The organism is Cellulomonas fimi (assembly GCF_012952065.1).
In the GTDB taxonomy this organism is placed as follows: Bacteria; Actinomycetota; Actinomycetes; order Actinomycetales; family Cellulomonadaceae; genus Pengzhenrongella; species Pengzhenrongella fimi_A.
Genome location: NZ_JABCJJ010000015.1, coordinates 58,499 through 78,789, shown reverse-complemented (window position 1 = coordinate 78,789; position 20,291 = coordinate 58,499). Strand labels below are relative to the sequence as shown.

Sequence of the window (20,291 nt, the reverse complement as noted above, 5' to 3'; positions counted from 1 at the left end):
AGGTAGCGTCAGGCACGTCGAGGTCTTTCGGATGGGCAGCGTCAGAACTCCCATCATCGGAAGACCTCGACCCCTACCTGGACCTCGACACGCCGTGTCGCTCCCGGCGCCGCCCCCGCCTACACCCCCAATTCTGAAGAGCCCAGTAACGCGCGCCGCTGTATGGGAAACGACAGACGATCTGGCCCGCGGTGCCTCCCGGCGCGTGATCGAGATGAGGGCACCCGCGATGAGCTCGCGACAGCGTCCGGCGGCAGGCGCGACCTATCGACAGATCTACCCCGCCCTCAACACCGCCAGCAGCGGGCCGCCCATGCTTGACAGACATAGATGCGTCCCCAAGCGGCATTCGGTCGATGCTCAATCCCCTCGCGGCCTAGCCCGCGCACGCGTCATCTGTGCCGAGCTGCCGTGCACCGCTACGTCGAGGCGCAAGATCCCGCCCGGCGGCCACGACCTGGGGTGGTGTTCGCCCAGTGCGACGGCGACCGCGGCCGCCTCGCCGGGTGCCGAGTGGGCGTCGGCGATCACGACCCAGTCCCCGGCCGGCGCGCGGGCGGCGACATCTCGGACGTCGACAGTCCTCGGGTCGGTCGTCAGCCCGGTGCCGAGCGCCTTGAGCGCTGCCTCCTTGCGGGCCCACGCCCTCGCCCGCGCTTCGTGCAAGGGCTCGCCTGTGAGCGACGCGAGCGCCTCGACCTCCGCCGGGGCCAGGGCGACGTCGTCGAAGGGCGATCGCGCGACGTCGGCCACCGAGACGACGTCGACGCCGACCGGCCGCGATGCGAGAGCGACCGCGATCCGCGGACCCGTCCGAGAGATGCTCACGTGCGGTGCCGCTTCCCCCAGCCGGACGCCGCCGACAGCGACCACCGCGACCGGCCCGTGGTCAGCGCCCCCGCACACGGGACACCGGACAGCGAGGCCGGCGTCCTGCGGCCGACAGCCCAGCCGCGTGCCGACCACGCTCCGCAGCAGCGCCCGGGCCGCGACGAAGGACGTCCGCCGATCCCCGGCGAGCCGGGCCGCCCGCGCGCGCTCGGCGTCGTCCAGCAGCGCGAGACCGAGCGCCGGATCGACGTCACCCGGCGCGAGCAGCCAGACGTCCGCCGCCAGATCCGAACAGGGCACCGACGGCTCAGGTCGCCGGCACGACCCGGGTCCGCAGCTGCGCGCGCAGCCGGTCGCGCGCGGTGCGGTACGTCAGCAGCGGGACGAACGTGTCGATGCGCGCGTTCTCGAACTCGTCGTGCGCGCGCAGCATGGCCTCGTGCACCGCGACGGGGCCGAGCTGGGGGTCGAACTCCTCGTGCAGGCGCTCCTCGAACGCCTCCGTCTGGAACTCGACCGCAGGACCGTGCTCTGAGTTGATCCCCATGGGCCGAGTGTGTGGGCGCGGGACCACCCGCAACAAGTGAACATGTGGTGAACGACGGCGTGTCGGGCCGGAGGGTTCACCGGATCGTCATCGGGATGATCCAGGACACTCTGGACCGGCGCGCGGCGGTCGCGCGTCACTCGAACGCATGAGACGCAACGCAGCGGCTCCAGCTCCGCCGACTTCCTGCTCCGCCGTACGCGGACCTCGTGACCCGTGCGAGGCGGGCGGCACCCTGGGGCGGCGTCGCCGAGTGCGACGGTTCCCCGGTCATTTGCCCGACATGGGCGAGAAAGCGTCACTTTCGCGGCGCGAGAGGTGTTCACCGGGTGCTCACCTCGGTGTCGCCCGAACGAGGGACGGGCTTCGTACCGTCGACACAGGTTCACACCCGTTCGCGCCGATGGAGGCTCTTGTGACGATCACCCCGGATTCCCGCCCGCTCCTGCCGATGCACGGAACCACGCGGGGCAAGCGCAGCCCGGTGACGTGCCACCTCAAGTGCGCGGACGCGTGCGCGCACCCGGTGCCGAACACCAGCAGCAACGAGTACTTCGGCGACATCGTGGACGCGACGCTGAGCCGGCGCGCACTGCTCGGCGGCATGGGCTTCGGCACGCTGGTCCTGCTCGTGGGGGCCGACGCCGCGAACGCGCCTTCTGCGGCAGCGGCCGGCGGGCCGGGTCGACCGGGCGCGGCGGGCCTCGCGTTCGGCCCGATCGCGCCGGTGCCCGCCAGCGTCGACGCGTTCTCGGTCCCGAGCGGCTACCAGTGGCGCCCGATCATCCGCTGGGGCGACCCGATCCTCAAGGGCGCCCCGGAGTTCGACGCCGCCCGGCACACGGCCGAGGCCCAGGCCGGGCAGTTCGGCTACAACAACGACTACCTCGACATCATCTCGATGAACCGCTCGCGCGGCGTCACGGGAGGCGTCCACCACGAGGGCACCGCGCCGCGCACGCGCGACAGCAAGGCGCTCCTCGTCGCCAACCACGAGTACACCAACGAGAACATCATGTTCCTGCCCGCCACCGACCCGGCGACCCTCGCGGAGCAGCGTCGCATCGCCATGGCGGCCCACGGGATGTCGGTCGTCGAGGTCCGCCGCAAGGGCGCCGGCAAGCCCTGGGAGTACCAGCGCCGCAGCCCGCACAACCGGCGCATCACGATGTCGACGCCGTTCGCCGTCAGCGGGCCCGCGGCCGGGTCGGACCTGCTGCGCACGGCGGCGGACCCGAGCGGCCGCACGATCCTCGGCACGATCAACAACTGCGCGGGCGGCACGACCCCGTGGGGCACGGTGCTGTCGGGCGAGGAGAACTTCAACGGGTACTTCCGGACGTCCGGCACCGGCCGCGGGGACGCCCGCTACGGGCTGCGCGACGCCGAGACCGGCCGCGGCTGGGAGCACGAGGACCCGCGGTTCGACGCGCGCACCCCCGGGAACGAGAACGAGCCGAACCGGCACGGCTGGATCGTCGAGCTCGACCCGTTCGAGCCTGACGAGGCGCCGGTCAAGCACACCGCGCTCGGCCGCTTCAAGCACGAGGGCGCGAACGTCATCGTCGCGCCGTCCGGCCGCGTCGTCGCGTACATGGGCGACGACGAGCGCTTCGACTACCTGTACAAGTTCGTCTCGACCGAGGCGATGCGTAGCGGCACCCGCAAGGCGGACCGCGCCCACAACAAGACGCTCCTGTCGCAGGGCTCGCTCTACGTCGCCCGGTTCCGCGGCGACTCGCCCGCCGAGGAGATCGACGGCTCCGGCCGGCTGCCGTCCGACGGCAGCTTCGACGGCACGGGGGAGTGGATCCCGCTGATCGTCGACGGCGTGAGCCACGTCCCCGGGTTCAGCGCGGCCGAGGTCGCGGTCTACACGCGCCTCGCCGCCGACACCGTCGGCGCGACCAAGATGGACCGCCCCGAGGACGTCGAGCCGAGCCCGACGACCGGCCGCGTCTACGTGGCCTGCACCAACAACTCGGACCGCGGCAAGGTCGGCAAGGAGGGCGCGACCGAGCCGAACCCGCGGGTGGCCAACCGCGACGGGCACGTCGTCGAGCTCGTCGAGGCGGGCGACGACCCGACCGCGATGTCCTTCACCTGGTCGCTGCTGCTCGTGTGCGGGGACCCCTCGGTGAACGGGTCGACCTACTTCGCGGGGTTCCCGGCGGACAAGGTGTCGCCGATCTCGTGCCCCGACAACCTCGCCTTCGACGAGTCCGGCAACCTGTGGATCGCGACCGACGGGCAGCCGGGGACGATCGGCTACTGCGACGGGCTCTTCAAGGTCCCGCTCGAGGGTCCGGAGCGCGGCCGCGTGCAGCAGTTCCTCGCGGTCCCGCGCGAGGCGGAGACGTGCGGGCCAGTCGTCGACGAGGCCGAGTCCATGGTCTACGTCGCGGTCCAGCACCCGGGCGAGGACGGCAGCTTCGCGGACCAGCGTTCACGCTTCCCGGACTACCTCCCGGCCGGCGCCCCGACCCGAGCCGGCGAGTTCGCCGGGCCACGTCCCGCCGTCGTGCAGGTGTGGCGCGGCTGACGGCCCCGCAGCTCCGCTCCTGCGGTGAGTTCGCTGGTGTGGTCTCCAGTTCGCTGATCCTGAGCAGCGAACTCGAGACCGCACCAGCGAACTGGCGGCTGTCCGGCGGCTCGGTGCCGGCGCTCGCCGCACGAGCACGGGCGACGATCCGTACGCTTACGCCGTAAGGAAGCCGGTGAACGGAGCCTCATGCCTGCACGCGCTGCTGGACCCACGAAGGAACGCGCCCCGCTCAGCCGTCGCCGCGCGCTCGAGACGGCGCTCGCCGTGGCCGACGCCGAGGGGCTGGCCGCGGTGTCCATGCGGCGGCTCGCTCGGGAGCTCGGCGTCGAGGCGATGTCGCTCTACCACCACGTGGCGAGCAAGGACGCAATCCTCGACGGGATGGTCGAGCTGGTGTTCGGCGAGATGGAGCACCCGCCGGCGGGGCTCGACTGGAAGGCGGCGATGCTCCGGCGGGGCGCGTCGGTGCGGGCGGTGCTGACCCGGCACCCCTGGGCGATCGGCATCATGCAGTCGCGCACCGCGCCGGGGCCCCAGACGCTCGGGCACCTCGACGCGGTGATCGGGTGCTCGCTCAGGGCGGGGTTCTCGGTCGAGATGGCCGGCCACGCGACGTCGCTGATCGACAGCTACGTCTACGGGTTCGTGCTCCAGGAGGTGAACCTCCCGTCGCAGGACGCGGGCGGCATCGAGGGGGTGGTCGACGCCGTCCTGCCCGACCTGCCGCGCGACTACCCGCACCTCGCCCGGCTGACGGTCGAGCGCGTGATGCGGCCGGGGTACAGCTACGGCGACGAGTTCGACTACGGGCTCGGCCTCCTGCTCGACGCCTTGCTCCGGGACGCCCGCGCCTCTTGACCGGGCGTCGCCATACGGCGTAAGGTTTGCATCCTTACACCGTAAGGAGTTCGCGGAGAGGAAGCGTCATGAAGGCCGTCGTCCAGAGCCGGTACGGCTCCACCGAGGTGCTCGCGCCTCGGGACATCGAGACCCCCGTCGTCGGTGCTCAGGACGTGCTCGTCCGCGTCCGCGCGGCCGGCGTCAACCCGGCCGACTGGGCCGTGACGCAGGGCCTGCCGTACATCGCCCGGCCCGTCTACGGGCTGCCGCACCCGAAGGTCGCGGTGCGCGGCACGGACGTCGCGGGGGTCGTGGCGGCCGTCGGCTCCGCGGTCACGCGGTTCGCGCCCGGTGACGAGGTCTTCGGCTCGGCCCCCGGCGCGTACGCGGAGCTGGTGGTCGCGACGGAGGAGACGCTCGCGCCCAAGCCGGCGGGCCTGACCTTCGAGCAGGCGGCGGCGGTCCCGCTCGCCGGTGCGGTCGCCCTGCGCGCGCTCCGGGCCGGCGACGTCGGGCCCGGGCGCCACGTGCTGGTCAACGGGGCGTCCGGAGGCATCGGGACGTTCGCCGTGCAGATCGCCAAGGCTCTCGGCGCGGAGGTGACCGGCGTGTGCAGCGCCGCCAACGTCGACGTCGTCCGCGCGATCGGCGCCGACCACGTCGTCGACCACACGCGCGACGACTTCACCCGGGGTGGCGCGCGGTACGACGTCGTGCTCGACAACGTCGGCAACCACCCGCTCTCCCGCCTCCTGCGCGTGCTGACGGCGGACGGGATGCTCGTGCCGAACGCGGGACAGCTCGAGAACCGGTGGTTCGCGAGCGCCGGGCGCGTGCTCGGCGCGCACGTCCTGGCCCTGCTCGGGCGCAGGGTCGCCCGGCCGTTCGTGGTCACGGTGGAGCGCGACGACCTGATCGCGCTGACCGAGCTGATCGCCGCCGGCGCGGTCGTGCCGGTGCTCGACCGGACGTACCCGCTCAGCGAGGCCGCGGCGGCGGTCGCCCACGTCGGGCGCGGGCACGCCCGCGGCAAGGTGGTCGTCACGGTGTGAGCCACCGCGCCACCGCGTCACCGCGTCAGAGCACCACCGCGCCGACGGCGGATCGTGCCGGTGCGCGGGCGTAAACTCCCGCTTCGGTGCCACGCCGGGACACCGCACGTGATGCGCCGGATGTGCGCCGGGCAGAGGGAGGCGGCACGTGGCCAAGCGCCCGACCGTCTACGACGTCGCCCAGGCGGCCGGTGTCTCGATCGCCACGGTCTCCTTCTCGTTCCGTCAGCCCGAGCGCGTCCGCGAGAGCACGCGCCAGGCGGTGCTCGACGCCGCGCGGGCGCTCAACTACGTGCCGAGCGCCAGTGCGCGCGGTCTCGCGGGCGGGCGCACCGGCGCCCTCGGCCTCTACTCCTTCGACATGCTGCTCGAGGCCGCCGGCAGCCGGGGCGCCCGACCCGTGCGCGAGGACCCGGGGCCGTTCTACGGCGGGGACCTCGCGGAGCGCGCCTTCGCCGACGACGCCGATAGCGAGGACTTCCGCGTCTTCCCGCTCTACGTCGACGAGGTCCAGCGCGGCTTCGAGCTCGAGTGCGCGAGGCGCGGGCGGGCCCTGCTGATCGGGCGTGGGCCGGGCGGCGACGGCGCGGGCGTGATCGACATCGCCAGCCGGGTCGACGGCCTCGCCGTGTTCCCGGGCGCGCGCTCGCAGGAGGTGCTGGACCAGGTCGCGCGCCGGCTGCCGGTCGTCGCCTTCGCGATGCCGTACGGGCCCGGGATGCTCCACCACGTGCGGGTCGACAACGCCGGCGGGGCGCGGGCGCTGACCGAGCACCTGGTGCGCACCCACCGGATCGACGAGATCGAGTTCGTGGGCGCGCCCGAGATGACGGACTACGCCGAGCGGTTCGACGGGATGCGCGACGCGCTGCGCGAGCTCGGCCTGCCGGCGCCGCAGCGGGTGCTGGACCCGACGCCCCTCGGCGCGGAGGACCCGTTCCCCGTCGTCCGCGACCTGGTCACCTCCGGCCGGCTCCCTCGTGCCCTGGTGTGCGCGAGCGACCAGCACGCGCTCGACCTCGTCTCCCTCCTGCGGCGGCTCGGGCTCTCCGTCCCCGGTGACGTGGTCGTGACGGGGTTCGACGGGGTGGCCGCGGGGCGGATCTCTTCCCCGTCCCTGACCACGGTGCGTCAGCCGATGGAGGCGATGGGTCGCCTCGCCGTCGACATCCTCATGAACTCGTTGGCCGACGACGTCAGCGGCGTGGTGGACCGGACGCTGCCGGTCCGACCGCTCTACCGGGAGTCCTGCGGCTGCGCGTGGGAGCGCTGACGACCGACCCCTCCGGCATGTGTTGCAGGTCACAGGTCCTCCCCTTAGAGTCGGGATGCGGTTAAGCGCATAGATGCCCTGCGGTGCCCGGCCGTGCCGGCTGTGCCCTGCGGTGCCCAGGTGCGGGCACCTCGACGAGGAGGACATGCCATGAACAGGACTCTGCGGGGCGGGACTGCGGCCCTGGCCGTCGCGACGCTCGTGCTGGCCGGCTGCGGCCGCGACAGCGGAGGCGGTGACGAGGCCCCGGAGCCGGCCGCCGAGGTCGCCGAGGGAGCGGCCAGCGGCTCGATCGAGGTCTGGGCCATGGGCACCGAGGGGGAGAAGCTGGGCGACTTCGCGCAGGCCTTCGTCGCGGAGAACCCCGACGTCGACCTCCAGGTCACCCCCGTCCCGTGGGACGCCGCGCACGACAAGATCGCGACGGCCATCGCCGCGGGCGAGACCCCCGACGTCTCGATGATCGGCACGACGTGGATGGGCGAGTTCGCCGCCACCGGAGCCCTCGACCCGACGCCTGACCTCATCGACACCGGCTCGTTCTTCGAGGGCGCGTGGGGCACGACGGAGGTCGGCGGCACCAACTACGGCGTGCCGTGGTACGTCGAGACCCGCGTCCTGTACTACCGCACGGACCTGGTCCCGGAGCCCCCGACCGACTGGGACGGCCTCACGGCCATGGCCCAGCAGGCCAAGAGCTCGGGAGCCGCCTACGGGATCAACCTGCAGCCGGGCGAGACCGGCGCGTGGCAGACGTTCATGCCGTTCGCCTGGCAGGCGGGCGCGCAGCTGACCAACGAGGACGGCACCGAGTTCACGATCGACTCGCCCGAGTTCGTCGAGGCGCTCACCTACTACCAGTCGTTCTTCACCGACGGGCTCGCGCCGACCGACCTGCCGCAGGGCACGCTCGAGCAGGACTTCGTGGCCGGGAAGATCGCCTCCTTCGTCTCCGGGCCGTGGCACGTCGGGATCCTCGAGGAGACCGAGAACGCGGACATGTCGAAGGTGGCGCTCGCGCCCCTGCCCTCCGGTGCCGAGCAGGCCTCGTTCATCGGCGGCGCGAACCTGGCCGTCTTCAAGGACGCCGAGAACCGGGACGCCGCCTGGAAGTTCGTCGAGTGGTTGACGCGGCCGGAGATCCAGGTCCAGTGGTACGAGACCGTGACCGACCTGCCGTCGGTCGCGAGCGCCTGGGAGGACCCGGCGATCGCGGACGACCAGTACCTCGGCGTCTTCGGCGAGCAGCTCGACAGCGCCGTCGCCCCGCCCTCGATCCCGACCTGGGAGGAGGTCGCCAGCGTCATCGACACCGAGCTCGAGCGGCTCACGAAGGCCGGCGCCGATCCGCAGGAGGTCTCCACGGCCATCCAGCAGCAGGCGTCGTCCATCGGGACCGGGCTCTGAGATGACCTCCGGCACCACGGTCCGGCCGGGTGCGCAGACGCCCGGCCGGGCCGGGTCCTACGAGCTGCGCAAGCACTCGCCCCTGTACCGCCGCCGGACCCGCGCGGCGTGGGGCTTCGCCCTGCCGTTCGTGCTGCTCTTCGCGGCGTTCACGGTCGGGCCGGTCCTGATGTCGCTCGTGATGGCCGTCACCGACCTGCGGAGCCGGGACCTGCGCAACCCCCTCGCGGTCGAGTTCGTCGGGCTCGACAACTTCGTCGCGGTCCTCCAGGACCCGCTCTTCCGCAAGGCGGCGGCGAACACCGCCTACTTCGTCCTGGTGGGCGTGCCTCTTGCTCTCGCGATCTCGCTCGCCATCGCCGTGCTGATGAACTCCGGCATCACCCGGTTCAGGACGATCTTCCGGGTCGGCTACTACATGCCGGTGGTGACCAGCATCGTGGCCGTCGCCGTCGTGTGGCGGTTCCTGCTCCACCCGGACCTGGGGATGGTCAACCAGGCGCTCGGCTGGGTCGGGATCGAGGGACCGAACTGGCTCGAGAGCACCACCTGGGCGATGCCGGCGATGATCGCGATGGCGGTCTGGCGGTCCATCGGGACGCTCATCATCATCTTCCTGGCCGGCCTGCAGGGTGTGCCGACGTCGTTGCACGAGGCCGCCGCGCTCGACGGTGCCGGCGCCTGGCAGCGGTTCCGTCACGTCACGCTGCCGACCATGCGCCCGACCATCCTCTTCGGGGCGGTCATCACGGGCATCGGCTACGTCCAGTTCTTCGAGGAGCCCTTCGTCATGACGCAGGGCGGGCCGCTCAACAGCACGCTCTCCGTCGCGTTCCACACGTACAACCAGTTCGGCTTCGGCAACTACGGCTACGCGGCCGCGATGAGCTACGTGCTCTTCGTCGCCGTGGTCGTCCTCGCGCTCGTGCAGTTCCGTCTGCTCGGCGAGAGGGACACCCCCAGGAAGCCCCGCCGGACGCTGCGGCCCGTCGCCAGCAAGGAGATCGGACGATGAGCACGACGACCGGGCGCGCGTCCCGACCGCCGGCCGAGCCGGCACCCCCGGAGACCGAGCCTCCCGAGAGCCGCCGCACCAAGGAGCGACCCATCGGTGAGGCGCGGCCGAACCTTGTCGTCTACCTCATCCTCGGGCTCGGCCTGGTCGTCGTCGTCAGCCCCTTCGTGTGGATGGCGTTCAGCTCGGTCAAGACCGAGGGCGAGATCCGGCGCGTCCCGCCGACCTGGTGGCCGGAGACGTTCACGCTGGAGAACTTCCAGGAACTCTTCCAGCGGCTCGACTTCCCGCAGTACTTCTTCAACTCGACGCTCGTCGCCGTCGTCGTGACCGTGGGCAACCTGGTCTTCTGCTCGATGCTCGGGTACGTCCTGGCCAAGGCGGACTTCGCGGGCAAGAACCTGCTGTTCCGCATCGTCCTCGGCACGCTCATGATCCCGGGGATGGTCACGCTGATCCCGCTGTTCGTGCTGATCGCGAACATGGGGCTCGTCAACACCTACTGGGGGCTGTTCCTGCCGTTCCTCGCGGCGCCGTTCGGCGTCTTCCTGATGCGGCAGTTCTTCCTCGCGATCCCCGACGAGCTCATCGACGCAGCGCGGGTCGACGGCGCGAGCGAGTCGCGCATCTTCGTCCAGATCGTCATCCCGCTCGCCAAGCCGGCGCTCGCGACGCTCGGGATCATCACGTTCCTCGGGTCGTGGAACAACTTCCTGTGGCCCCTGGTCGTGGCGACGTCCGAGGACAAGTACACGCTGCCCGTGGTTCTGGCGCTCTACAGCACCGGCCAGAACCAGATCAACTACGGGCTGCTGCTGGCGGGCGCGGTCGTCGTCGTCGTGCCGGTGCTCGTCGTCTTCTTCTTCCTGCAGCGGTTCTTCGTGCAGGGCGTCGCGCTGACCGGCATCAAGTGAATGCCGCCCCCGATGCCCCGCCGTGGCGCCTCGAGGGTGGCGGGGGCCTGCGGGCGCTCGTGGTCGACGGCGGAGCCCTGGCCTCGCTCGCGGCCGACGACGTGGAGCTGGTGCAGCACGCGGCGTCGGCGCTCGAGCCCGGCCTGGTGCAGGTCTGGGTGCGGGACCGGGAGAGCGGCCGGTGCTGGCCGGTGCTCGGCGCCGGCTCGGTCTCGCGGGTCACCGTGCACGACGGCGCGCTCGTCGTCACCGGGAGCGAGGACCCCGGGGCCCAGGGTGACGGTGCCGCGGACGACGGCGGCGGGTTGCGCTGGCGGGTGAGCCTCGCGCTGCACGCGGAGCGGCCCGCCTGGTCCTGGCGCGTCGAGGTGAGGAACGCCGGGGGAGCGCCGCGCGAGGTCGACGTCGTGCACACCCATGACGTCGCGCTCGCGGCGTCGGGGATGCTCCGCACGAACGAGCTCTACGTGAGCCAGTACCTCGACGTCACGCCGCTCGACGGCCCGACGGGGACGGCGCTCGCGGTCCGGCAGAACCTTCCGCAGTCCGGACGCCACCCCTGGTGCGTGCTCGCCGCCGACGTGCCGGTGGCGTCGTGGGCGAGCGACGCGCTCGACGTGCACGGCTCGTCCGGCCGGTGGGGCGGCGCCACCGGCCCCACGGATGACCTTCCGGGCCGACGACGCCAGCACGAGCACACCCTCGCGGCGCTGCAGACGGAGCGCACGGTGCTGGCGCCCGGGGAAGGCCTGGGCATGACGTTCGCAGGGCTCCTGCTGGCGGACCACGCCGCGGCCACCTCGGACGCGGACCAGCGTTACGTCCGAGAGGCGCTCGACCTGGGCGCCGCGAAGGGGCCGGCCCGCCCGGCTCAGCGGCGGGCCGCCGAGCTCGGGCGTCGGGCGCCGAGCGGCGCGTACGACCAGGGCCGCGAGCTGCGCGTCCGCGAGCCCGAGGCGTCCGAGCTGACCGACCGGTGGCCCGAGCCCTGGAGCGTCGTCGAGCGGGACGAGGCGGGCGCCGTCCTGTCCTTCTTCGCCGGCCCGGAGGACGACCCGGGGCGCGAGCACGTCGTCGTGCAGGCGAAGGAGCGCGAGGTGCTGCGCCCCCACGGCACGATCCTGCGCACCGGCGCCCGCGCCGTCCCCGACCCGGAGGGGCTCACGGCGACCGCCTGGATGGCCGGTTCCCCGCTCTCCTACCTCACGCGCGGCAACGCCACGACGGGCCGCGTCCTGACCACCGTGCGTGGGTACCTGGGGCTGCAGCGCGCCTACGGCCTGCGCCTGCTCGTCGAGGTCGCCGGGCGGTGGCGGCTGCTCGACCTCCCGTCGGCGTTCGCCATGACGCCGGACTCGGCGCGGTGGGAGTACCTGCTCGACCCGGCGGACGGGGGCGGCACGGTCGAGGTCCGCACGATCGCGCCCGCCGAGGACCACCGCGTGACGCTGCGGGTCGGCCTGACGGGGCCACGTCGGCGCGTGCTGGTCGCCCTGCACCTGGCGACGCCCTCCGAGCCGCTCCCGGAGCCTGAGGGCCCGACCGGCCAGACCCGGGCGCACACCCGCGAGCCGCGCCGCGTCGAGGTCGTCGTGCCCGGCGTGGACGGGGTGGAGCGGGTGCTCGCGGTCGCGGCGTCGGCTCCGTTGGAGCCGGGCGACGACGGCCCGCTGTTCGACGACGGCGCCCACCGCGTCCCGGGGGTCGTCACCCTGCGGACGGACGAGGTGTCGGCGCTCGAGCTGACCCTGACGGTCGACGTCGCGCCCGACCTGTCCCCTGCCGGGCAGGCTCCACCCGACTCGCTTCCGGGGAGCCCCGGGACGGGCTGGTGGGAGCAGATGACCGCGCTGCGCGTCTCCGGTGACGGGGAGGACCTCGACGCGCTCACGGTCAGCCTGCCGTGGCTCGTCCGCGACGCCCTCGTCCACTTCCTGTCGCCGCGCGGGCTGGAGCAGTACAGCGGCGGGGCGTGGGGGACGCGCGACGTCACCCAGGGTCCGCTCGAGCTGCTGCTCGCCCTCGACCGGCTCGCGGACGCCCGCGCCCTGCTGCTCGGGGTGTTCGCCGCGCAGAACGTCGACGGCTCGTGGCCGCAGGCGTTCGGCTTCCTGCCCGGTGACGAGCACTTCCGGATGGAGCCGGCCCACGGGGACGTCGCCCACTGGCCGGTGCTGGCGCTGGGGCGCTACCTCCTGGCGTCGCAGGACGCCGACGTGCTCGACGAGCCGGTGCCCTGGTACACGCCCGACGGCCCGGGCGCCCCGACCAGCCTCCTCGACCACGTCGAGCGGGCGCTCGAGCTCGCCCGCCGGAGCACGCTGCCGTCGACCGGGCTCGCGGCCTACGGGCACGGCGACTGGAACGACTCGCTCCAGCCGGCGGACCCGGCGATGGCGCGGACGATGACGAGCGCGTGGACGGTCACGCTGCACCACCAGGCGCTGCGGACGCTCGCGGCCGGGCTGGCCGCGGCCGGGCTGGCCGCGGCCGGGCTGGCCGCGGCCGGGCACACGGCTCGTCGCGTGCACGACCTGCGCACCTGGGCGGACGCGGTCGAGGCGGACCTGCAGCGGTACCTCGTGATCGACGGCGAGCTGGCCGGGTACGTCCAGCTGGGCGAGCTCGGCAAGGACGAGGGCAAGGGCGAGGGCGGGGACGAGGGCGAGGGCGAGGACGACGTCGCCGTCCCGGTGCGCCGCGTGCTCGTCCATCCGCGCGACACCGAGACCGGGCTGCGCCACGGCTCGCTCCAGATCATCCACGCGCTGGGGGACGAGCTGCTGGACCCGGGGCAGGTCCAGCGGCACCTCGAGATCGTGCGCGGGCACCTCATGGGGGTCGACGGCGTGCGGCTGTTCGACCAGCCGCCCGGGTACCACGGGGGCGAGACGCGCCACTTCCAGCGCGCGGAGACCGCGACGTTCGTCGGGCGCGAGATCGGCCTGATGTACGCGCACGCCCACCTGCGGTGGTGCGAGGCCATGGCGCACCTCGGTGACGCGGACGCGTTGTGGCTGGGACTGCGGCAGGTGCTCGCGCCCGGGGTCCTCGACGTCGTGCCGGGGGCGCGCCGTCGGCAGGCGAACACGTACTCGTCGAGCTCGGACGCGGCGGTGCTGGACCGCCCCGACTTCGCCGCCCGGTACGCCGAGGTGCTCACCGGCGCGACCGGCCTCGAGGGCGGGTGGCGGATCTACTCGTCGGGCCCCGGGGTGCTCGTGCGCGTCATCACCCAGTCGCTCCTGGGCGTACGTCGGCGCGGGCCCCGGGTGGAGATCGACCCGGTGCTCCCCGCGGGGCTCGACGGGGTGCGCGCGACGGTGCCGCTCGCGGGCGGGAACCTGCGGCTGCGGTACCACGTCGGGCCGCAGGGCTTCGGCGTCGGGCGGCTTCGGCTCGCGGAACGCGAGGTCCTCGGGGTTCCGGGACGGAACGGCTACCGGGACGGCGGGCTGTCCGTGCCGCTGTCCCGTCTGGCCGAGGCCCTCGCTCCCGGTGGGCCGGAGCTGGAGGTCGACCTGCTGTGACGCCCGATGCCGCCGGTCCCACCCGTCCGTGGAGGGACGCCTCGCTCCCGGTCGCCGACCGGGCGGCCGCGCTCCTCGCCGCCATGACTCTCGAGGAGAAGGTCGGGCAGCTGCACCAGGTCGCGAACCCGGACCCGGTGCGCGACGCCGACGCCCTCGCGGCCGGTGCGTTCGGCACCTGCATCGTCGCGAGCGGTGAGCACGCGGGCAACGTCCGCGACGCCGGGACGCAGGCCGAGGCGGTCGACGCACTGCAGCGGGCCGCGGTGGAGACCTCCCGGCTCGGCATCCCGCTCCTGGTCGCGCGCGACGTCATCCACGGCCACCGGACGGTCTTCCCGATCCCGCTCGGCCAGGCCGCGTCGTTCGACGCCGACCTCGTGCGCGAGTGCGCGCGCGTCGCCGCGCGGGAGGCGACCGCCGACGGCGTCCGGTGGACCTTCGCTCCGATGCTCGACGTCGCCCAGGACCCTCGCTGGGGACGCGTCGCCGAGAGCTGGGGCGAGGACGCGTGGCTCGCGTCGCACCTCGGCGCGGCGGCCGTCCAGGGCTTCCAGGGCGGTCCCGACGGCGGGAACCTCGCCGCGCCCGAGGCGATGGCATCGTGCGCCAAGCACTACGTCGGGTACGGGCTCGCCCAGGGCGGCCGCGACTACGCCGAGGTCGACGTCGGCCCGGTGACCCTCCACAACCGGCACCTGCGGCCGTTCCGCGCAGCGGTCGAGGCGGGGGTCGCGACCGTGATGAGCGCGTTCCACACCCTCGACGCCACGCCGATGACGGCCCACGTCCCGCTGCTCCGGGACCACCTGAAGGGCGACCTCGGCTTCGCGGGGCCGGTGGTCAGCGACTGGGACGCCGTCGGCGAGCTGCTGCACCACGGCCTGGCGGCCGACCTGGGCGAGGCCGCGCGGCTCGCGATCCGCGCGGGCGTCGACATCGACATGGTGACCGGCGCGTACAGCGCGCACCTCGCGGACCTGGTCCGCTCCGGGGTCGTCGAGACCGCGCTCGTGGACGACGCCGTCACCCGCGTGCTCGGGCTCAAGCTGCGGCTCGGGCTGTTCGAGGCCCCGTACACGGACCCGGCTCGGGCCGCCGCGGTGCACCTGACTCCCGAGCACCGGGCGCTCGCGCGGCGGGCCGCGGCGTCGGCCGTCGTGCTCCTGCGCAACGACGGGGTCCTGCCGCTCGGGGTAGCCGGGGTAGCCGAGGCAGCCGAGTGGGCCGGGGCCGGGGCCGTCCCGCGCCGGCTGCACGTGACCGGGCCGTTCGCCACAGCCGACGGCGAGCTCTTCGGCACCTGGACCCTGGACGGGCGTGCCGAGGACGCCGTGACCATCGCCGACGCCTTCCGCGAGCGCTTCGCGGGGACGTCCACGGAGGTGACGGTGGACGACGGGCGCTTCGTCGACGCGACCCTGGTGGCGGCGCGCGCGGCGGACGTCGTGGTCGCCTGCGTCGGGGAGCACCCGATGCGGAGCGGCGAGGCGAACTCCGTGACGTCCGTGGAGCTGCCGCCCGGGCAGACCGAGGTGCTCGAGGCGCTGGCCCGCGTGAGCCGGCACCTCGTCGTCGTCGTCCTCACCGGTCGGCCGCTCGCGCTCGAACGGCTGGAGCACCTCGGCTCGGCCCTCGCGCTCGTGTTCCATCCCGGGGTCGAGGGCGGCCACGGCGTCGTCGACGTGCTCACCGGGGACGTCGTGCCGAGCGGGCGCCTGCCCGCGAGCTTGCCCTGGACCACCGGGCAGGTGCCGCTGCACCACGACCACCTGCCGACCGGGCGTCCCCTCGACCCCGACGGGCCGGTGGGGCGGTACCGCGACCATCGCGACACGCCCCAGTACCCGTTCGGGTTCGGCTTGGGCTACGGCGCCGTCGTGTACGACGGTCTGAGCCTGTCCGCGGGCACCCTGCGGCCCGGCGAGGTCGTCCGCGCGAGCGCCCGGCTGACCAACCTCGGGGAGCGTCGGGTGGTGGAGACCGCTCAGCTGTACGCGCGTGCGCACGTCGCGCCCGTCTCCCGGCCGGTCGGAGAGCTCGCCGGGGCGCGCCGCGTGGAGCTCGCCCCGGGGGAGACGACCGTGGTGACCTTCGACGTCGACCACCACCTCCTCGCGCGTCGCGACGCGACGGGTCGCGAGCGATGCGATCCAGGACCCTTCACGATCCGCGTGGCCCCGCACGCCGGGGCCGGAGTGACGGCCCGCCTCGACGTCGTCGGCCCGTCCGGCGAGCCGGATGGCGCGAGGCGCCCAGCGCCAGGCGGAGGAGGTGCGACCTGATCCGACTCGACCGACCGCGACGTTGCCGACGAAGGGACTCGAGAGACATGACCGGACAACTGCGTCGACGCACGGCCGCCCTCGCGGCCGCGGCGCTCGCCACGACGGGGCTGGTGGTCACCGCCGGCCCGGCGGCCTCGGGGCCGAGCCAGGACCGCGCGACCCTGATGGAGTACGCGACGGACACCTGGGCCTCGTTCGAGGCCATGGTCGACCCCGGCACGGGCCTGCCTGCGGACAACATCGAGGGCGACCTCGACACGAGCACCCTGAGCGGGTACACGTCCCCGACCAACATCGGCGCGTACCTGTGGAGCACCGTGGTCGCCCGCGACCTCAAGATCATCAGCCGGACCGAGGCGTTCGAGCGCCTGTCGCAGACGCTGGAGTCCGTCGCCGCGCTCGACCGCCACATGGACTCGGGCATGTTCTACAACTGGTACAGCGAGGCCACCGGCAAGAAGCTCACGAGCTGGCCGGGCACGGGCGACGTCGTCTACCCGTTCCTGTCCAGCGTCGACAACGGGTGGCTCGCCACCGCGCTCGTCCTGGTGAGCAACGCCGAGCCGCGCCTGCGCGACCAGGCGGAGGCGATCTTCTCGACCATGGACTTCGGCTTCTACTACGACCCGGTCGTCGGGCAGATCCGTGGTGGTTTCTGGGACGAGCAGCCCCCGGACGCCGCCGCGGTGCTGGACAACTACCGCGACCGCGGACCGGACGTCTGGTACACCGGGCACCACTACGGGACCCTCAACACCGAGCCGCGCATCGCGAGCTACCTCGGCATCGCCTGGGGCCAGATCCCGCCCGAGCACTACTTCAAGATGTTCCGGACGTTCCCGGACACCTGCGACTGGAGCTGGCCGGAGCAGAAGCCGGTCGGCGAGTGGGTGCAGTACATGGGCGTCGACGTGTTCGAGGGCGCCTACCGCTACCGCGGCATGCAGCTCGTCCCCACGTGGGGCGGGTCGATGTTCGAGGCGCTCATGGTCGACCTGTTCATCCCCGAGGCCGAGTGGGGCCCGAAGAGCTGGGGCGTGAACCACCCGCTGACCGTGCGCGCACAGATCGAGCACGGCATGGAGGAGGCCGGCTACGGGTACTGGGGCTTCTCGCCGTCGAGCAACCCGTTCGGCGGCTACCGCGAGTACGGCGTCGACCCGATCGGCATGGAGCCGAACGGCTACGCGTCGGACCAGCCCCGCACGTTCGTCGAGTCCGGCTGGGACGACCCGGCGTGCTTCCGTGCGCCGAGCCAGCCGGCGTCGTACAACGACGGCGTGGTGACGCCGCACGCGTCGTTCCTCGCGCTGCCGTACGCGAAGGCCGAGGCGCTCGACAACCTCGCTAACCTCCGCAGGGACTTCGACGCCTACGGGCCTGGCGGGTTCTACGACGCCATCGCGGTCCGCAGCGGCACGGTCGCCCAGCGCTACCTGTCTCTCGACCAGGGCATGATCATGGCCGCGCTCGGGAACGAGTTGCGCAACGACAAGGTCAAGAGCTACGTCGTGCGCGGGGACGTCCGGAAGGTCATCCGGCCGCTCCTCGGGATCGAGGAGTTCAACGTCGGGGGCTGAGCCGCGGGTGTCGGTCGCCCTGCCTACCGGGTGCGCATGGGCATCGGGTCCGCGCGCCGGTCGGGCGGTTGGACGATCTCGCGACGTGCGTCGGGATCCGCAAGCCCCGGGCGCGCGCTGCTGGTGCCTGGCCTCCCGCGACTCACGCGTGCCCGTGGACGAGCGCTCGGAACACATGCACGCCCCGTGCACCGCCGAGCCGGGGAGCCCGACGACAGCAGCCCGACGACAGCAGCCCGACGTCAGCAGCCCGACGTCAGCAGCCCGACGTCAGCAGCCCGACGTCAGCAGCCCGACGACACAGCCCTACGACACAGCCCTACGACACAGCCCTACGACACAGCCCTACGACAGCGACCATGCGGGCATGCTCATGCCGGTGACGGGATCGGTGACTCGGCTCTCTGGATCCCCTCCCGGCGGCTCGCCTGAGCCGTGCGGCAGCAGCAGCTCGGGCGGTGCACCAGGCCCGCCCCGCGTCGACAGACCCGGCGGCCCGCCCCGTCCGCGCGGCGGCGGCAACCCGGGCGGTGCGCCGACCGAGCGCCCGCCCGCGTCGTGGAACTCGTACCGGACGCGGGCGACGCCTCCGTCGTGTCCGGGTGATCCCTCAGGTCCGGGTGGTCCGTCGAGGTTGTGCCTCGTGATGGTCAGCTCTCGTCGATGGACTTCGTGGTGGTGGAAGTTGCACAGCAGCACGCCGTTGTCCACGGACGTGGCCCCGGTGTCGCGGTCCCACCAGGCGATGTGGTGGATCTGGCACCAGCGGGCGTGCGCGGCGCACTCGGGCCAGGCGCACTGCCGGTCGCGGGCGATGACGGCCCGTCGTTGAGGCCCGGTGTAGACCCGCTCGGCGCGGCCCAGGTCGATCGGCGCACCCTGGGCGTCCAGGACGATCCGGGTCAGCTCGCAGTCGCACAGCGCCGCGGCGAGCTCGGTGCCGGGCACCGGGGTGCCGTCCTCGAGCGTCGCCGGCTCGTACGACGTCCCCGGCTCGTACGACACCGCGCCCACCCCGGCCGCACCAGCCGCCTCCGCAGCCCCCGCCGCCTCGGCGCTCGTCGTCGCGCTCTCCTCGTCGGCGGCCCGGCGGGTGCGGCGGCGGTCGCGTTCGGCGCGGGCCGCGTGCCAGGTCTGCGCGGTCAGCACGAACGACACCTGCGCGGGCACGTGCGCGCCGGGCTTGGTGTCCTTGAACCCCAGGATCCGGGTCGCCATGGTGTCCAGCGCGTCCGCGCGCCGCTGACCGTGGTCCCGGTCGTCGTCCACCCCGGGCCGCGGGGTCACGGCCTCCAGCGCCAGCGCGAGCCGGTGCCCGGCCATCGAGTCCAACCTGCCCTTGACCAGCGTGCCGCCCGGGGTGTGGGTGAGCTGCACGAACCGCTCGGCCCGCTGCGCCTGATGGTCCCGCTCCAGCCCGCCCGGGTCCACCGCCGCAACCCACCGCGCCGCCGCGGTCGCGAACCTCCCCGCGTCCAGCCGCTCCGCGAGCCCGAGCAGGTGCCGCTGCCCCTCCGGGGACACCACCGCCACCCGCTGCACCGCGGTCCCCGCACCCGCGACCCTCGCGATCGCCCCCGCATGCTCCAGACTGATCCGCCCCGCGGTCACCGCCGCCGCGACCACCGGCACCGCCGCCAGACCCTCGGCCTGCCGCACCTGGACCATCGCCGCCCGCGACCCGGCCCGCGACGTGCGCCCCCGCCACGCCTCGAACGACCGATCACCCCCACCCCGCCACGCCCCCGACTCACCGCTCAGCCACCAGCACCGCCGCCCGCACCGCCGACAACCCGTCGATCACCCGATCCAGACCCGCCAGCACCGCACGCCGCTCACCCACCGACCACCCGTCCGCCCCCCGCGCCGCCACCACCACCCGCTCCACCGCGGCAACCACAGACGCCACATCCGGCGCCGACGGCGACGAGCGAAGGGCGGGCCCGGTCACGGGCGCAGACCCGCCCGACACCACGCCTGCCGCCACGCTCGATTCGAACATGTGTTCGATCATACCCGCCCGGGCCCGGGCCCGTCTCGCGTTCCACAGGCCCATTGCGATCGCGCGTCCCGGACGCCCGCACCTGCCAGTCCCGCGCATGTCACGCCACCATGGGCCGCATGATCGGACGCACCCACCACGTCGTCATCGACTGCCCCGACCCTGCCGGGCTCGCGGCCTTCTACTCGGAGCTCCTCGGTTTGCCCGCCACGCGCCGTTCGGAGGACTCAGTCGTGGTCGCCGAGAACGGCACCACGTCCGGGCTCGCGTTCCAGCGCGCCCCCGACCACCTGCCGCCGCGGTTGCCCGACCGGGCGTCCCCCCAGCAGATGCACCTCGACATCATGGTCGACGACGTCGCCCTCGCCGGCCCGCGCGCAGTCGCGCTGGGTGCGCGACGCCTCGAGCACGGCGACGACGTGTACGCCGACCCGGCGGGCCACCCGTTCTGCCTCGTGCCGCGGCCG

Annotated in this window: 14 protein-coding genes and 1 pseudogene; 11 read left to right on the top strand and 4 right to left on the bottom strand. The window is 73.5% G+C overall.

Annotated elements, in window-relative coordinates; genetic code table 11:
• Positions 1–360 precede the first annotated feature (360 nt).
• Complete coding sequence (locus tag HIR71_RS10820) at positions 361–1,131, bottom strand: 4'-phosphopantetheinyl transferase family protein (protein WP_169325070.1); 771 nt, start codon at positions 1,129–1,131, stop codon at positions 361–363.
• Between the two features lie 7 nt (positions 1,132–1,138).
• A complete protein-coding gene (locus tag HIR71_RS10815) occupies positions 1,139–1,378 on the bottom strand; it encodes a three-helix bundle dimerization domain-containing protein (protein WP_169325069.1) in 240 nt (79 codons plus the stop codon).
• A gap of 451 nt (positions 1,379–1,829) precedes the next feature.
• On the opposite strand from HIR71_RS10815, the gene HIR71_RS10810 reads away from it, so the two are divergent.
• From HIR71_RS10810 to HIR71_RS10765, 10 genes are all read left to right on the top strand, one after another.
• Positions 1,830–3,920 (top strand): PhoX family protein, encoded by a 2,091-nt coding sequence (locus HIR71_RS10810; protein ID WP_249051763.1) that lies wholly within the window; start codon positions 1,830–1,832, stop codon positions 3,918–3,920.
• Between the two features lie 189 nt (positions 3,921–4,109).
• Positions 4,110–4,781, top strand: a complete 672-nt coding sequence (locus tag HIR71_RS10805; protein ID WP_169325067.1) for a TetR/AcrR family transcriptional regulator — start codon at positions 4,110–4,112, stop codon at positions 4,779–4,781.
• A gap of 68 nt (positions 4,782–4,849) precedes the next feature.
• Positions 4,850–5,815 carry an NAD(P)-dependent alcohol dehydrogenase gene (locus tag HIR71_RS10800; RefSeq protein WP_169325066.1) on the top strand — a complete coding sequence of 322 codons (966 nt, stop codon included), beginning with the start codon at positions 4,850–4,852 and terminating at the stop codon, positions 5,813–5,815.
• A 148-nt stretch (positions 5,816–5,963) separates the two neighbouring features.
• Entirely contained in the window at positions 5,964–7,088 is a 1,125-nt protein-coding gene (locus tag HIR71_RS10795) for a LacI family DNA-binding transcriptional regulator (RefSeq protein ID WP_169325065.1), read from the top strand.
• Positions 7,089–7,238: 150 nt separating this feature from the next.
• Positions 7,239–8,495, top strand: coding sequence for a sugar ABC transporter substrate-binding protein (locus HIR71_RS10790; protein WP_169325064.1), 1,257 nt, complete (start codon positions 7,239–7,241; stop codon positions 8,493–8,495).
• 1 nt (position 8,496) lies between these two features.
• On the top strand, positions 8,497–9,510 hold the full coding sequence (locus tag HIR71_RS10785; protein WP_169325063.1) for a carbohydrate ABC transporter permease: 1,014 nt from the start codon (positions 8,497–8,499) through the stop codon (positions 9,508–9,510).
• Positions 9,507–10,424, top strand: coding sequence for a carbohydrate ABC transporter permease (locus HIR71_RS10780; RefSeq protein ID WP_169325062.1), 918 nt, complete (start codon positions 9,507–9,509; stop codon positions 10,422–10,424). Before HIR71_RS10785 ends, HIR71_RS10780 begins: the two co-directional genes overlap by 4 nt.
• Entirely contained in the window at positions 10,421–13,954 is a 3,534-nt protein-coding gene (locus tag HIR71_RS10775; protein ID WP_169325061.1) for a hypothetical protein, read from the top strand. Before HIR71_RS10780 ends, HIR71_RS10775 begins: the two co-directional genes overlap by 4 nt.
• On the top strand, positions 13,951–16,239 hold the full coding sequence (locus tag HIR71_RS10770; protein ID WP_211374051.1) for a glycoside hydrolase family 3 N-terminal domain-containing protein: 2,289 nt from the start codon (positions 13,951–13,953) through the stop codon (positions 16,237–16,239). The genes HIR71_RS10775 and HIR71_RS10770 overlap by 4 nt, the downstream gene beginning before the upstream one ends.
• A gap of 47 nt (positions 16,240–16,286) precedes the next feature.
• Complete coding sequence (locus HIR71_RS10765) at positions 16,287–17,822, top strand: glucoamylase family protein (protein ID WP_169325060.1); 1,536 nt, start codon at positions 16,287–16,289, stop codon at positions 17,820–17,822.
• A gap of 345 nt (positions 17,823–18,167) precedes the next feature.
• Here the strand turns inward: HIR71_RS10765 and HIR71_RS10760 are convergent, their stop codons facing one another.
• On the bottom strand, positions 18,168–19,583 hold the full coding sequence (locus HIR71_RS10760) for an HNH endonuclease (protein WP_169325080.1): 1,416 nt from the start codon (positions 19,581–19,583) through the stop codon (positions 18,168–18,170).
• The gene (locus HIR71_RS10755) at positions 19,573–19,824 is read right to left on the bottom strand and encodes a hypothetical protein (RefSeq protein WP_169325059.1); all 252 of its coding nucleotides are present in this window, start codon (positions 19,822–19,824) and stop codon (positions 19,573–19,575) included. The genes HIR71_RS10760 and HIR71_RS10755 overlap by 11 nt, the downstream gene beginning before the upstream one ends.
• A gap of 110 nt (positions 19,825–19,934) precedes the next feature.
• On the opposite strand from HIR71_RS10755, the pseudogene HIR71_RS16895 reads away from it, so the two are divergent.
• A pseudogene (locus HIR71_RS16895) lies at positions 19,935–20,270 on the top strand (VOC family protein); the annotation flags it as partial.
• Positions 20,271–20,291: the final 21 nt, after the last annotated feature.